The 15,069-nt window shown below is 38.5% G+C and carries 15 protein-coding genes and 1 riboswitch; of the genes, 8 read left to right on the top strand and 7 right to left on the bottom strand.

All coding sequences use genetic code 11. The annotated features are described in order from the left end of the window. The first annotated feature begins 6 nt into the window (after nucleotides 1-6). Nucleotides 7-756 carry a tRNA pseudouridine(38-40) synthase TruA gene (truA, locus tag PYW42_RS00885; RefSeq protein WP_002364524.1) on the top strand — a complete coding sequence of 250 codons (750 nt, stop codon included), beginning with the start codon at nucleotides 7-9 and terminating at the stop codon, nucleotides 754-756. A 50-nt stretch (nucleotides 757-806) separates the two neighbouring features. On the opposite strand, the gene PYW42_RS00890 is transcribed toward truA, so the two are convergent. The 3 genes from PYW42_RS00890 to PYW42_RS00900 form a co-directional block, all read right to left on the bottom strand. Beyond that, on the bottom strand, nucleotides 807-1,118 hold the full coding sequence (locus tag PYW42_RS00890; protein WP_002381365.1) for a heavy metal-binding domain-containing protein: 312 nt from the start codon (nucleotides 1,116-1,118) through the stop codon (nucleotides 807-809). Between the two features lie 132 nt (nucleotides 1,119-1,250). Further along, nucleotides 1,251-2,606 carry a branched-chain amino acid transport system II carrier protein gene (gene brnQ / locus PYW42_RS00895; RefSeq protein WP_002361550.1) on the bottom strand — a complete coding sequence of 452 codons (1,356 nt, stop codon included), beginning with the start codon at nucleotides 2,604-2,606 and terminating at the stop codon, nucleotides 1,251-1,253. A 90-nt stretch (nucleotides 2,607-2,696) separates the two neighbouring features. Further along, the gene (locus PYW42_RS00900; protein WP_002389663.1) at nucleotides 2,697-3,188 is read right to left on the bottom strand and encodes a GNAT family N-acetyltransferase; all 492 of its coding nucleotides are present in this window, start codon (nucleotides 3,186-3,188) and stop codon (nucleotides 2,697-2,699) included. Between the two features lie 173 nt (nucleotides 3,189-3,361). Here PYW42_RS00900 and PYW42_RS00905 point away from each other — a divergent pair, with 173 nt between their 5' ends. After that, nucleotides 3,362-3,946, top strand: coding sequence for an LOG family protein (locus PYW42_RS00905; RefSeq protein WP_002411019.1), 585 nt, complete (start codon nucleotides 3,362-3,364; stop codon nucleotides 3,944-3,946). Nucleotides 3,947-3,992: 46 nt separating this feature from the next. Here PYW42_RS00905 and PYW42_RS00910 read toward each other — a convergent pair whose 3' ends face one another. From PYW42_RS00910 to PYW42_RS00920, 3 genes are all read right to left on the bottom strand, one after another. Next, on the bottom strand, nucleotides 3,993-4,733 hold the full coding sequence (locus tag PYW42_RS00910) for an amino acid ABC transporter ATP-binding protein (protein ID WP_002356242.1): 741 nt from the start codon (nucleotides 4,731-4,733) through the stop codon (nucleotides 3,993-3,995). 11 nt (nucleotides 4,734-4,744) lie between these two features. After that, a complete protein-coding gene (locus PYW42_RS00915) occupies nucleotides 4,745-6,328 on the bottom strand; it encodes an ABC transporter permease subunit (RefSeq protein WP_002388748.1) in 1,584 nt (527 codons plus the stop codon). Between the two features lie 194 nt (nucleotides 6,329-6,522). After that, nucleotides 6,523-6,697: riboswitch (Lysine riboswitch) on the bottom strand. Nucleotides 6,698-6,886: 189 nt separating this feature from the next. Beyond that, a complete protein-coding gene (locus tag PYW42_RS00920) occupies nucleotides 6,887-7,183 on the bottom strand; it encodes a hypothetical protein (protein ID WP_002356244.1) in 297 nt (98 codons plus the stop codon). A gap of 172 nt (nucleotides 7,184-7,355) precedes the next feature. On the opposite strand from PYW42_RS00920, the gene PYW42_RS00925 reads away from it, so the two are divergent. From PYW42_RS00925 to PYW42_RS00945, 5 genes are all read left to right on the top strand, one after another. After that, entirely contained in the window at nucleotides 7,356-8,069 is a 714-nt protein-coding gene (locus PYW42_RS00925) for an NAD-dependent protein deacylase (RefSeq protein WP_002381369.1), read from the top strand. A gap of 4 nt (nucleotides 8,070-8,073) precedes the next feature. Continuing rightward, nucleotides 8,074-8,919: a chorismate mutase gene (locus tag PYW42_RS00930; RefSeq protein WP_002389702.1), complete on the top strand. Its 846-nt coding sequence runs from the start codon at nucleotides 8,074-8,076 to the stop codon at nucleotides 8,917-8,919. Nucleotides 8,920-8,929: 10 nt separating this feature from the next. Next, a complete protein-coding gene (locus tag PYW42_RS00935) occupies nucleotides 8,930-9,442 on the top strand; it encodes a transcription repressor NadR (protein WP_002356248.1) in 513 nt (170 codons plus the stop codon). Between the two features lie 227 nt (nucleotides 9,443-9,669). Continuing rightward, complete coding sequence (locus tag PYW42_RS00940; RefSeq protein WP_025187662.1) at nucleotides 9,670-11,181, top strand: glucosaminidase domain-containing protein; 1,512 nt, start codon at nucleotides 9,670-9,672, stop codon at nucleotides 11,179-11,181. A 275-nt stretch (nucleotides 11,182-11,456) separates the two neighbouring features. Next, nucleotides 11,457-12,947 carry an aldehyde dehydrogenase family protein gene (locus PYW42_RS00945; protein WP_002356250.1) on the top strand — a complete coding sequence of 497 codons (1,491 nt, stop codon included), beginning with the start codon at nucleotides 11,457-11,459 and terminating at the stop codon, nucleotides 12,945-12,947. Nucleotides 12,948-13,173: 226 nt separating this feature from the next. Here PYW42_RS00945 and PYW42_RS00950 read toward each other — a convergent pair whose 3' ends face one another. Further along, nucleotides 13,174-14,157, bottom strand: coding sequence for an L-lactate dehydrogenase (locus PYW42_RS00950; protein ID WP_025189128.1), 984 nt, complete (start codon nucleotides 14,155-14,157; stop codon nucleotides 13,174-13,176). A gap of 335 nt (nucleotides 14,158-14,492) precedes the next feature. Between PYW42_RS00950 and pth the strand changes: the two genes are divergently transcribed. Then, nucleotides 14,493-15,059 (top strand): aminoacyl-tRNA hydrolase, encoded by a 567-nt coding sequence (pth, locus tag PYW42_RS00955; protein ID WP_002361556.1) that lies wholly within the window; start codon nucleotides 14,493-14,495, stop codon nucleotides 15,057-15,059. Nucleotides 15,060-15,069 lie beyond the last annotated feature (10 nt).

A 15,069-nucleotide genomic window follows, 5' to 3' on the forward strand; every position in this document is an offset into this window, starting at 1 on the left:
AAAATTATGCCCCGCTATAAAGCAATCATTGCCTATGATGGCACTCATTTTCATGGCTTTCAAAAGCAGCCTAATGAGCGTACCGTTCAAGAAGAAATAGAAAAAACGTTAGCACGCATGAATAACGGACACTCCGTGACGGTTTTTGGTTCAGGACGAACAGATGCAGGTGTTCATGCAATGGGCCAAGTGATTCACTTTGATTATCCGCAGGAACGTCCGTTGGAAAAAATGCGCTTTGCGTTAGATACACAAACACCAGAAGACATTGCTGTGCGCAGCGTGGAACGTGTTTCAGAAGACTTTCATGCACGTTATCACGTGATCGAAAAAACCTATCAATTTAAAGTGGATATTGGCAAACCGCGAAGTCCATTTCGACGTTTTTATGCCAGTTATTTTCCGTATCCCATTGATCTCGAAAAAATCCAACAAGCTTTACCTGATTTATTAGGCACCCATGATTTTACCTCTTTCTGTGCCTCAGGAAGTTCGGTAGAAGATAAAATCCGAACTATTCATGAAGCCAGTGTTCATGTCAATGAAACGGGGGATGAATTAACATTCACTTTTCGGGGCGATGGTTTCTTGTACAAAATGATTCGGATTTTAGTTGGTACGCTATTGAAAATCGGCAATGGGCGGCTGGAACCAACCGCGATTCCAGCAATTATCGCAGCCAAAGATCGAAATTTAGCGGGTCCGACTGCTCATCCAGAAGGATTGTATTTAGCAGAAGTGAAATATGAAAACTAAAAAGACGTAGACCTTACAAGAAAAGGTCTGCGTCTTTTTAGTTGCAAAATTTAGATGTATTTAACAGCTGTTCCGTAAGCCACGACAGATTGCATGTCTGTGCCAATTGTGCCAGAATCAAAACGCATCATCACAACGGCATCTGCACCTAATTTAGAGGCTTCTGCTTTTAAACGTTCGATTGCTTGGTCGCGTGCTTCTCGTTGCATATCAGTGTAACCTTTGATTTCACCGCCAACTACGCTTTTTAGTCCAGCGCCTAAATCTTTAAACATATTTTTAGAACGTGTGGTTAACCCGAAAACTTCTCCAATAATTTCATATTCTTGACCGCTAATTCTCTCGGTTGTTGTAACTAACATGGGCAATTTCCTCCAGTACTTGTTGGTAACTTCAATTTACCATAGTCAAGAGTTTGGTACAACGAATATACATAAAAACGACACTAGAAAAGATGCGCTTCCGCATTTTTTCTAGTGTCGTTTTGGTAAGAATTAATCAAGAATAGGATCTTTTTTAGAAATCATGACCCAAACCCAACTAATTAGAAAAGCAACCGTTGCTGGAACGACCCAGCCCATGCCAATAGTGAACAATGGTAAGTATTGGCCGGCTTTTTCTAAAAGCGTTGTTACAAACGCCGTATCTTTGATAAAGGCAGGCGCGCTATTTAATGCATCTAAAACAGCAGCAATCAATGTGATATAGGTCGTTGCTTGATAGACTTCCCGTCGATGTTTGAAAATAGGACTGATGATTACCAAAAGCATTAAAGTAATCGCCAATGGATAAAGGAACATCAAGACTGGAACGGCAAATTGAATGATGTTGGTTAAGCCGACATTTGCAAAAATAGCTGGTAAAATAACAACAATTGCCAAGAATTTTTGATAGGAAACTTTCGGAAACATTTCTTCAAAAGTCTCAGAAAAGGCTGTGCTTAAGCCGATACCGGTTTTTAAACAAGCAAGAACTACGATAAAAGCCAGTAAAATACTCCCTGGTAGGCCTAAATAGTAATTGGCAATTTGGGCTAAGGCAATCCCGCCGTTTTCACTGATTGGAAAAGCCCCGATACTCATTGTTCCCATATAAGCAAGTAAGGTATAGATAATCCCCATCAATACAACACTGAAAGCACCTGATTTAATCATTCCTTTAGCGATATCTCCTGGTTTTTCGACGCCCATATTTCGTAAAGTGGAAACGACAACAATCCCAAAAGCTAATGAAGCTAAAGCATCCAACGTATTATAACCTTCTGTAAATCCTTTAAAAAAAGGACTTGAAATATAATTTTCACCAACAGCGGCACTGGCCACATGACCTAATGGTTTTACAAAGGCTAAAACAATCAAAATTCCTAGCAATGCTAAAAATAACGGATTTAAAAATTTACCCACATAATCTAAGATTTTACTTGGCTTTCTAGAGAAGAGCCAAACAGCTAAGAAAAATAATGCGGAAAAACCAGCAAGAACCAGCCATTGCAAGTCTTTCGGAACAAATGGTGCAAGACCAATCTCAAAAGAAGTAGTTGCTAACCTTGGTAAAGCAAAGAAAGGACCAATCGTTAAATATAATAGTAAGGTAAAAATAAGAGCATAACGACGATTAATCCGAGAAGCTAAGTCAAAAACACCTGAACTTTTAGAAACACCCATAGCAATGACACCAAGAAAAGGTAAGCCAATTCCAGTGGCTAAGAAGCCCAAGTTTGCTAAAAAGACGGAAGCCCCCGCTTCTTGTCCCATATGTACAGGGAAAATTAAATTTCCAGCACCGAAAAACAAACCGAATAACATTGAACCAACGTATAGATAATCACGCCAAACTAACTTTTTTTGCATAGATTCACACTCCTTAATATTGTCTTATTATTTAAAATAACAGAAGAAGAAACAGAGAGCAACCAGTTTTTATAGAAAACATTGGTTTTCTTATTTTTCTATGAAATAAGCATACTGATAATCATCACAATAGTGTCCATTTATATAAAATTCTTCTTTAAAATGTGCTTCCTGCACAAAACCATGTTTTTCATAGAATCGAATGGCTTCTTGATTGGTAGCCATTACTCGCAAACTCAGCTTATGAATCCCGCTTATCTGGGCCATATCTTTGACATACGACAGCAAAGAACCGCCAATCCCTTGACCTTGGAAATCTGGCGAAACGCCAATACTTAGTAACCATTGCTTTTGATGAGCTGCTAACGAAGTGGGCGGATGGACTTCAATAAATCCAGCGAGTTGTTGTCCGCTGATGGCAACGAAAATCGTTTCATCCTTCATTTTTTCCTGATATGCCGCAAGCGAGAGTGGTTGTATCTCGGCAGGGGTATTCTTTTTTGTCCAAATGATTTGGTCCAAGGTATGTAATGCGGGCCAATCTGCTTCGGCAACTAAGCGAATAGTGAGTGAGGTAGACAAGATAATAGGGCTCCTTTTTCTGAAATTTTAAAATATAAAAAGACTATAGCATTTATTGTCTGAAAATTCAAATACTTTTAAAACGAAAAGAAAAATGGCTGCACCTTTTCGATAAAATCAAAATATGCTACCATAGCTACCAGAGGATAGATGGTAAAAAAGAATCTATCTAAATGGAGGGTATGTTTGTGAAAAAAATGGCAGTATATTGTGGCGCCAGTCTGGGGAATGAGCCAATCTATCAGCAAGCTGCAGTAGCGTTAGCCGCTTGGATGAAAGAAAATCACTATGATCTAGTTTATGGCGGTGGCAATGTTGGTCTAATGGGTACAGTGGCTGATACGCTTTTGGCAGAAGGTGGAGAGGTAATTGGTGTCATGCCCACTTTTTTAATGGAACGAGAGATTGCACATAATGGCATTACAAAGATGCATACAGTCAGTGATATGCATGCGCGTAAGAAAAAGATGATTGAATTGGCAGATGTGTATTTAGCTTTACCCGGTGGTCCCGGCACGCTAGAAGAAATTAGCGAGGTGATCTCTTGGGGCCGAGTCGGTGAACATATGAATCCTTGTATTTTATACAACGTGAATGGTTACTATGATTTATTAGCTGCTTTTTTTGATAAAATGGTAGAAACTAGTTTCTTAACAGAAGCGGATCGAGCTAAAATTTTCATTTCAGATTCCTTAGAAGAAATTGGTGCATTTATTGATTCCTATGAACCGCCAATGATTCGTCAATACAAAAACTAGTAAAAAAGAGGCAGTCACTCTAACCAGAATGACTGCCTCTTTTTTACTAGTTTTTCGTTAAAATCCGATGTAAGAACTCTTTTGTCCGAGCTTCTTTTGGATGGACAAAGATATCTTCAGCGGTCCCTTCTTCGGCAATGACACCTTTATCCATGAAAATAACACGATCGGATACGTCCCGCGCAAATTCCATTTCATGTGTTACAATCACCATTGTTAGCCCTGTATGGGCAAGATTTTTCATTGTTTTTAGCACTTCGCCAACCATTTCAGGATCCAATGCAGAAGTTGGTTCATCGAAAAGTAAAACATCTGGATCCATTGATAATGCTCGAGCAATGGCTACCCGTTGCTTTTGTCCACCAGATAATTGAGCAGGTTTGGCATCAATAAAACGAGCCATGCCAACTTTTTCTAAATTTTCTAAGGCAATTTTTTTGGCTTCTTCTTTGTTTCTTTTTAGGACAGTCATCTGACCAGAAGTACAGTTTTCTAAGACATTCATGTTATTAAATAAATTGAATGATTGGAAAACCATGCCTAAATGGGTCCGATATTTGGGCAAACTATAACCACGTTCTAAAACATTTTTACCATTATAGATGATTTTACCATCTGTTGGTTTTTCTAACAAATTAATACAACGTAATAACGTTGATTTACCAGAACCAGAAGAACCGATAATGGTGACAACTTCTCCTTTATTGACGTTCATATTGATATCTTTTAATACTTCGTTTTCGCCAAAGCTTTTTCGTAAATGTTCAATTTCAATAATTGCACTCATCTGTTTGCCTCCTAGCTTTCTTTTCCTTCTTCAGTTAATTCTTCTACTTTAACGTAAGCAGAAGGGCCATCCATTTTACGTTCCACAACACGTAAGATTCGTGTGATCACAAAAGTCATTACCAAGTACATGATGCCGACAATTGTAAAGGTTTGGAAGAACTGGAAGTTTGCGCCAGAAGCAGCATTCCCTTGGAAGAATAAATCTGCAACACCGATAACACTTAACACGGCCGTATCTTTGATATTAATGACAAATTCATTCCCTGTTGCAGGTAAAATATTACGTAATACTTGGGGAATAACGACTTTACGCATTGTTTGTCCATGGGTCATCCCAATCGCTTGTGCTGCCTCGAATTGTCCTTTATCTACTGCGAAAATACCTCCGCGAACAATTTCAGACATATAGGCACCAGTATTTACAGAAACGATAAATAGTGCGGCCACTGTTCGGTCTAAAGAGATGCCAAAAGCTAGAGCTAAACCATAGAAAATAACCATTGCTTGAACCATCATTGGTGTACCACGGAAAACTTCAATATAAATAGAAAGAATTAAATTTCCTAATTTTTGGAAGAAACGAGCGACTGGGTTTTCAGAATCTGGAATTGTACGGAAGACACCAATTAGTAAACCAAGGGTTGTTCCGACGACCGTCCCAATTAACGCGATAAATAGCGTTAAACCAGCACCACGTAAAAACATGTCGCCATATTGATTCCAAATATTTTTGAAATCGTTAATAAGTCCTGTTTTTTGTTCATCACTATCTGTTGCTGCAGGTTGATCCTTGATTGCTTGGTCCATAATTTTTGTCCGTTCATCTTGAGAAATACCTGCTAAAATTTTGTTTACTTTTTCAATGTCTGGATCGCCTTTACGCATGCCGACTGCTACTTGTGAGTCTTCAGCGCTAGCATCAAAGCCATTTTCTTTTGGAAATTCTAACATTTTTAATTCTTTATTGACACTAGTTGCTGTTATGCCTTCGGGGCGTTCACTAACATACCCATCAATCATGCCAGAAGCAAGTGCTGTTCGCATAGCTGAAAAGTTATCCATTGCTTGCTGTTTATTGACATTTGGAATTTGATCAATTAATCCGTAGTGGAATGTATTTAGTTGAGCTGTGATTTTAGCATCAGCTAAATCTTTCAAGTTTTTTGCATTAGCGTATTTGCCATCTTTTTTTACAATTACGACAAATTGTGATTCATAATAAGGGTTTGTAAAAGCAATTTCTTTTTTTCGTTCAGCGGTTGGGCTCATTCCGGCGATAATGGCATCAATTTTTCCAGATTGTAAGGCGGGCGCCAAGCCATCCCATTTGGTTTGGACGATTACTAATTTACGACCTAAACCATCGGCAATTTTTTTAGAAATTTGAACATCATAGCCGCCTGCATAAGAGTTGCCTTGAATAGGCACTGCGCCATGTGCGTCATTTTTCTGTGACCAGTTAAAAGGGGCGTAGCCAGCTTCCATGCCGACACGAAATTCACCATTTTCCTCCGCCGAAGCGTTGGTTGTCATGCCAAGTAACGAAAATAGCGTGACAAGTAGTAGACTGAATGAAAAAACTTTTTTGTTCATCTTTTTCTCTCCTTTAAATTTCTTGTCTGATTGATCGTTTTGTCTTTTTTCAATCAACAAGCTTTGATAATCAGCTGAGCAAAAGCGATTCTGTCTTTTTAAAGGAGAATACTTCTGTCACAACCTATTTTTGAATACAAAAAAACAACCAAACAGATGTAAGGTTGCTAGGTAATGTCGAAAAAAATTCCTCAACGAAACATAGCACAACTTAGCATCACTACTAAGACAGTCCGCAAGCTCTTAACTTACGTCCCAACACACAACAGAAGAGGCTCCGTTATGCATTTCGGCGATTGATCCTAAACTTGCTTCCCAGTGTCCTCTCACTCCACAAGCGTAATAAAAACCGCGACCTCTACCTCTTTTTTGAGGCACTATTCAGTTATTAAATTCAGTTATTAATTTTAGGATAAATCCAGAAGAAAGTCAATATGTTCCAGCAAAGGAATTTATCAAGAGGACACAAACACCATGAAATTAGCGTAACATTTTCCCTACGAAATAGAAACTAATACGAAAAAAGCAACCATTCCTAAAAGAACAGTTGCTTTTTACTTAAGCTTTGACAGCTTTTGGTTCACGACCTAAAATAGCTTGAAGAACAGTCAATACACCTAAAGAAGCTAAAATTGTATAAATTAGACTTGAGTAAGTTAAGATACCGAAATCCCAAGTTTTGTAAACTAATAAAACAATTGCTAAGGCGATAATAGCGATAACGTTGAAGAACGCAAAAGCCCAAAGATTTCCGTTTTCTTTACGAGAAAGATAAAAAACAGAGAACCAAATGCTTAAAACGCCCCAAGCGATGCAGGCAATAATTGCAGCCCAATAAATAATAAATGCGACCATTGTTGTTTCACCTCACTTTTACTCATGCATATTTTACCACGAGTTGAGAAATTTGTCACAAACTCTTTCAAGATAAATCAATATATAGGTAAGAAGTTTTCAAAAAGTGGAAAAACTTTTGGTGCTAATGTTAAAATACGTTATAATATAGAAGATTAGGAGCTGAATCGATATGCAAGATATCACGCAAGCCGAGGCAATTCATTGGTTGGCAACCCAACAAAAAATCACATTTTTAACAGGTGCGGGTATCTCGACAGCCTCAGGTGTGCCAGATTATCGTTCCTTAAAAGGTGTCTATCAAGGAATCCAGCAACCGGAATACTTATTGAGCCGGACTTGCTTAAAAACAGAGCCAGAAAAGTTTTATCAATTCGTTAAAACGCTCTATCATCCAGACGCACAACCTAATATCATTCACCAGAAAATGGCCCAATTAGAGCAAATGAAACGGGGAAAAATTGTTTCACAAAATATTGATGGGCTTCATCGAAAAGCAGGTAGCCAAGAAGTGGTGGACTTTCATGGTAATTTATATGAATGTTATTGCCAAACTTGTGGTGCAACGGTTCCTTGGCAAGACTATTTGCTTAGTGATCGGCACGCTGATTGTCATGGACAAATCCGTCCAGCTATTACTTTGTATGAAGAAGGACTATCCGAAGAGGCAATTGAAAAAGCCATTCAGGCCGTTGCTTCTGCCGACTTAATCGTGATTGTCGGCACGAGTTTTCAAGTGCATCCATTTTGCGATTTGATTCATTATAAACAACCAACGGCAACTATTTTAGCCATTAATCAAACGCCGCTATTTTTACAACAACCTTATTATTTTTTAGAAGCGAAAGCCGAAACGATATTTGCAGAATTAACGATAAAGGAGTAACGGAATGGAAGAATTTAAATCAGAAAAAGAAAAAATGATCGCAGGTGCACTATATTTTGCCTCAGATCCTGAATTAGTGGCTGATCGCAAAAAAGCCCGTGAACAAATGGCGTTAATTAACCAACAACCAGACACTTATATTCGTCGTCAATTAATAGAAGAAACGTTTGGAAAAGTGGGTGTCGGGACGTACATCGAACCGATGATTCAATTTGATTATGGCTACAACATTTCTGTGGGAAAAAATTTCTATGCCAATTTTAATAACGTTTTTTTAGATGTTTGTCCAATCGAAATTGGCGATAACTGTATGTTTGGCCCCAATGTGCAACTTTATACAGCCGAGCATCCATTACAAGCAGCCAAGCGTAATAGCGGAATGGAATCAGGGAAACGAATTATCATTGGCAACAATGTTTGGATTGGCGGTGGAACGATTGTCCTTCCTGGCGTAACATTAGGCGATAATGTAGTGGTAGCAGCAGGCGCTGTTGTGACCAAATCGTTCCCAGAAAACTGTGTGATCGCAGGTAATCCAGCACGGATAATTAAAGAATTGACTGAAGATGACACCCCAACAACTTCTTTAGAACAACAACGAGCAAAGATTAACCAAATCGATAAGGAACTGGTCCGTTTATTAGAACAGCGGATGGACGTCGTCGCAGAGATTGCTGCAGTGAAAAAGAAAGCAGGTCATGCGGTTTTTGATTCTGAAAGAGAACAACAAGTATTAGAAACTATTCTGAATCATGTTGAAAATGCCGAGTATGAAGAAACATTATCTGAGACTTTCCAGGGAATTATGGACGCCTCTAAACGTTTCCAAGAAAAACATTTAGGAGAGTGAGGCGAAGGTCGTGGATGGAGAAATCAGAAGAAGAGAGATTGTTAAAAGATTAAGAGAGACCGAAAAGCCAATTAGTGCCACTCGTTTTGCAAAAGCTTTTGATGTCAGCAGACAAATTATTGTAGGAGATGTCGCTCTATTACGGGCGACAGGGGTCGAAATTGTCGCAACAGCTCGAGGGTATATGTTGGAACAACCTTTAGAAGGAATTGAACGGAAAATTGCTTGTCAACATACACCTGAACAAACGAGAGAAGAATTGTCAGTCATTGTTGCCAAAGGTGGAGAAGTGGTAGATGTGAGTATTGCACATCCGCTTTATGGGGAATTAATCGGCAGTTTGCGCATTCAATCAGAGAAAGATATTGATAAATTTATGGACAAGTATCAAAAAGAGCATGCTACATTACTATCAGTTTTAACAGGAGGCGTCCATCTGCATACTATTCGCTGTGCAGACGAAGAAACTTTCCAAGAAATCAAAGAGGCACTTCGAAAAAAAAGTATTTTGTTTGAAGGATAACGAGAAAAAGAGAGGACGTTGATGTTTGTTCAAGCCCTTTCTTTTTTTTCTTAGAAAATTACCAAAAAAAGATAGAAGAATTTGTGAATTTTCTTCTATTTTTTTAACTTTTTGCTAGAAATTTTTTATGAAACAGTATACTATTAAAAAAGGAGCCATTTAAACAATAACTATGTCAATTATTATGTTGGTACATAAAAATAAATGGAGAAAAATAAAAAAGGAGAATGAGTATGAAAAAACAATTTGCCATGTTCTCTACCTTATTACTTTTAGGTTCATCAATGCCAGTAGGCGCATTTGCAGAAGGTAATAACTTGGTAGCTGAAAATAGTTCTGTTGCAGAAACAACCGCAGAAGCAACAACTGCTGAAGACACTGAAACGACAGCGACTAGTGAAACAACAGAAGCGACAGAAGAATCAACAACTGAAACAGAAAGTTCAACCGAATCAAGTGAATCTACAACCACGGAGTCCACGGAAACGTCAGGAACCGAAACGACAGATTCCACAACGGATTCAACATCCACAAGTACGACAGAATCGACTACTGACTCCACCTCAACGAGTACAACAGAGTCAACCACAGATTCTACGTCAACAAGTACAACTGAATCAAGTACCACGCCGACGACCACACCAAGTTCTTCTAAAGAACAGCCAAAACCTGGCACGAGTACTTCTGAATCAAAACAGCCGGCGAAACCAGTGACACCAACAGCGCCAGCTGAAAAGCCAGTAGAACAACCAGTAGCGTCAACACCGCAGCCCGAAATAGTCCCACCAGTTACAAATGAAACGGTTGGGTTAGTGGAAGACGATGAGACGTTTACGGTCAGCAAAACGAAGAAGACAGAAGAGTTTATTCAAGAAATCGGTGAATCTGCTCGGAAAGTGGCCAAGGACAAAAACTTATATGCTAGTGTGATGATTGCTCAAGCAATTTTAGAAAGTGGCAGCGGCAATAGTAAATTAAGCCAGAAACCAAACTACAATTTGTTTGGTATTAAAGGCGATTACAAAGGTCAATCTGTTTCTTTTATTACCTATGAAGACAATGGTTTCGGTAACCTATACACAGTAGAAGCAAAATTCCGTCAATATCCAACGTATAAAGAATCAATGGAAGATTATGCGAAATTATTGAAAAATGGTTTAGATTCCAATAAAGATTTCTATCATGGTGTCTGGAAAACGGAAGCCAAATCATACAAAGAAGCGACACGTTTCCTAACAGGAAAATACGCAACGGACAAAGATTACCATAAGAAATTAAATGCGTTAATTAAAACATACGATTTAACTTATTATGATAAAGAAAAAGCAACCGTTGAACCAATGGAATCAAATTTCCCAGCCTATAATGGCAAAAACTATGACACCTTTAATAGTTATGCTTGGGGCAACTGTACACAATATGTCTACAACCGTATTACGCAATTAGGTAAACGTGTGGACTTAACAATGGGAAATGGTCAAGATTGGGGCGAAACAGGTCGTGCACGCGGGTACAAAGTAAGTCGTACACCAAAAGCAGGCGCAGCGGTTTCCTTCCCAGCTGGCGTTTTAGGCGCAGACAATACTTATGGTCATGTCGCATTTGTGGAAAAAGTCTTTAAAGATGGTAGCATCTTAATTTCTGAAATGAACGTGAAGGGATTAAACGTTGTTTCGACACGTACAATCTCAGCTGATGAAACACATTTAATGAACTATATCGTTCCAAAAGATAAATAAAAAAATCAGCTCTTTGTCAATAAGAACGGATGAGTTGGAAAAATCAAAGCTAGCACTGAAGAAGCAATTTTAATTCTTCAGTGCTAGCTTTTTTTGTGGCAAAAGTTCTCTCCAATAAAGTTTAATACATTCAGTTATTGCCAGGCGGTTTCAGGTCGGGATGAGTTAGCAACAGTCGCTGATAGCTATATTTTTTTAGGTAGAATCATTTACTTTTAGGTGGAAGATGTCTTATAATTGTAAGCGGATACAAAAATAAAAAAAGAGGTGGGTAAATGAGTAAAAAAGAAATAAATCAAGTAGTTGCCAGTAGCTATCAATTGTATATTAATGGAGAGTGGACAACAGGTAGTGGTAACAAAATGATTGCTAGTTACAATCCTAGTAATGGCGAAAAATTAGCAGAATTTGTTGATGCCACAAATGCAGATGTGGATCGAGCTGTAGAAGCAGCCCAAGAAGCGTTTCAGATATGGAAAGATGTTGACGTTGTAACAAGAAGCAATCTTTTGTTGAAAATTGCTGATTTGATTGAAGAAAATCAAGAACATTTGGCTATGGTGGAGACTTTAGATAATGGAAAACCGCTTCGGGAAACGCAATCGATTGATGTCCCTGCCAGTGCAGACCATTTTCGGTATTTTGCTAGTGTGATTCGTGGAGAAGAAGGGTCTGTCAAAGAATTTGATAAGGATACGTTATCCATTGTTGTGAAAGAACCCATTGGTGTTGTGGGTCAAATTATTCCGTGGAATTTCCCCTTATTAATGGGTGCTTGGAAATTAGCACCAGCGTTGGCAGCAGGTAATACGGTTGTGATTCATCCGTCCTCGAGCACATCATTAAGTCTGTTGGAATTGTTTAAAATTTTTGATCAAGTCTTGCCGAAAGGAGTAGTGAATTTAATCACCGGTCGTGGTTCTGATTCAGGAAATTATATGTTGGCACATCCAGGGTTTGATAAGCTAGCTTTTACAGGTTCAACAGAGGTGGGGTACACTGTCGCTAAAGCTGCGGCCGACCGCCTAATTCCAGCCACTTTAGAACTTGGCGGAAAATCAGCCAACATTATTTTTGAAGATGCCAATTGGGAACGTGCATTAGAAGGCGTGCAGTTAGGGATTTTATTCAATCAAGGGCAAGTTTGTTGTGCTGGGTCTCGTGTGTTCGTTCAGTCAGGTATTTATGATCAATTTGTAGAAGCTTTAAAGGAAAAGTTTGAACAAGTGAACGTTGGTTTCCCGTGGGAAAAAGATGTTGAAATGGGCGCTCAGATCAATGAGCATCAATTGGAAGAAATTTTAAAATATGTCGAAATTGGTGTGAAGGAAGGAGCTACGCTGATTACTGGGGGGCAACGTTTAACAGAAAATGGGCTAGACAAGGGGGCGTTTTTAGCACCTACGTTATTAGCGAATGGTACGAATACAATGTGTGTGGCCCAAGAAGAAATCTTTGGTCCTGTTGCAACAGTGATTAAATTTGAAACGGAAGAAGAAGTCATTCGTTTAGCTAATGATTCTGAATATGGTCTAGGTGGTGCCGTCTTTTCTCAAGATATCAATGTGGCATTACGGGTTGCTCGTGGTGTACGGACAGGTCGGATGTGGGTCAACACATACAATCAATTGCCTGCGGGCGCGCCATTTGGCGGTTATAAAAAATCAGGAATTGGTCGAGAAACGCATAAATCAATGCTAGATGCTTATACGCAAATGAAAAATATTTACATTGTGACAAAAGAAGAAGCAGATGGACTGTATTAAGTAGTGTAGTGAATTTTAGATAATAAACTTATTTTTGGTTATTGTTATTTTTCGAGCTAAACAAAACAATAATTTTTTTAAAAAGTTGAGTGATGAGTAAAGTAAAACAGATTAAAAGTAAAGCCTGGTACAAAAATCACTTTGGATTTTTGTACCAGGCTTTAAAGCGGAGTAACAATAGTGTTCACTCTTGGTTGTTTTTAATTTTTGACTATTGTAGAAGGAGTTATTTTGCTTCTTCTGCTTCAAATTTAGCAAAAGCTGTTTCAATAACTTCTTTTAATGCAGAAGCAGAAGCTTCCATTTTTTCTTGTTCATCATCTGTTAATGGAATTTCAATGACTTGTTTAACGCCTTGGCGGTTGATGATCGCTGGTGCACCGATATAAATATCGTTTTGACCATATTCACCTTCTAAATAAACAGATAGTGGTAACACAGAGTTTTCATCGTTTAGGATAGCTTTAGTGATACGCGCTAGTGCAACCGCGATTCCATAGAAAGTAGCTCCTTTTTTCTCGATGATTGTGTAAGCAGCGTCGCGTACGTTGAAGAATAAATTAACCATTGCTTCTTCATCGACGTCAGGATTATTTTTCACCCATTCGTAAATTTGTAAGCCAGCGACATTCGCATGTGACCAAACTGGGAATTCTGTATCTCCGTGTTCCCCTAAGATGTAGGCATGGACATTTCGTGCATCAACATCAACTAATTCGGCAATTGCTTGACGGAAACGAGCAGAATCTAGTGAAGTTCCTGAACCGATTACTCGTTCTTTCGGGAAGCCAGAGAATTTCCAAGTTGAATAAGTCAAAATATCAACTGGGTTTGCGGCAACTAAGAAGATACCGTTGAAACCAGAATCAACAATTGTTGTAACGATTTCTTTATTAATTTTCAAGTTTTTATGAACTAAGTCTAAACGAGTTTCGCCTGGTTTTTGAGGCGCACCAGCTGTTAAGACAACTAAGTCTGCATCATGGCAATCGTCATAAGTAGCAGCATAGATTTTTTTAGGAGAAGTAAATGCTAATGCGTGAGATAAGTCCAACGCGTCTCCTTCAGTTTTTGGTACATTAATATCAATAATCCCAACTTCTTGAGCAATATTCTGAGTTACTAAAGCAAAGGCATAGCTAGAACCTACGGCACCGTCCCCGACTAAAATTACTTTTTGGTGATCTTTATTCCCTGCGGCTGCAGTCATGTGTACCATTCCTTCCTCTACATTCTTTTTCGTGAGCAACGAGTTTTTATTTCCTGTTGCTAAAGTGATAGTAACATGGTTTGTAAAAAATGTCACGAACTTTGATTGTAAAAATGATACAGTTTTCAGACCTGTTTCAAAATGGTAGCTCTTACATGTGCGTAATTTCACTATCTTGCGCATGTTTAAATTTCTAAAAAATTTTTTTACATCTTTCTTAATCTTCAAAGACTGCGAGTTTTTTTATTTCTATGGTATAATGAATAAAACTGGGTAGCGCATACGCTTCCCAGCCATTTTGTGTTGGCAAGCTTATAATCCAAGGAGAATGAAAGATGAAAGTAATCGTAGGACTGGGAAATCCCGGTAGTAAATACAAAGAAACAAAACACAACATTGGCTTTATTACGCTAGATGAAATTGCGTATCGGCAAAATGTTTCGTTTAATAATAGTAATTTTGAAGCAGATATTGCAGAGTTTTTTATAGGGACTGAGAAAGTATTGTTAGTGAAACCATTAACATTTATGAATGAATCAGGTCGCTCTGTTGGTCCGTTGTTGACCTACTTTGGGGTAGATGAGGAAGACTTGATTGTTATTTATGATGACTTAGACTTAGAGGTCGGTAAAATTCGTTTACGGCAAAAAGGTAGTGCTGGCGGCCACAATGGGATAAAAAGTCTGATTGCCCATTTAGGAACAAATGTCTTTCCTAGAATTAAAATTGGCATTGGTCGGCCCTCAAAAAATGATACAGTTATCCACCATGTACTAAGCACTTTTCCCAAAGAAACACACGAAGAGATGTTACTTGCTGTAAAGAAAGCAGCCGATGCCGCTTTATATGCATGCGAAGGACATACGTTTGTTGAAACAATGAATCAATTTAATGGAAAATAGCAGAAAGGAG

It is taken from the genome of Enterococcus faecalis (assembly GCF_029024925.1).
Taxonomy (GTDB): domain Bacteria; phylum Bacillota; class Bacilli; order Lactobacillales; family Enterococcaceae; genus Enterococcus; species Enterococcus faecalis.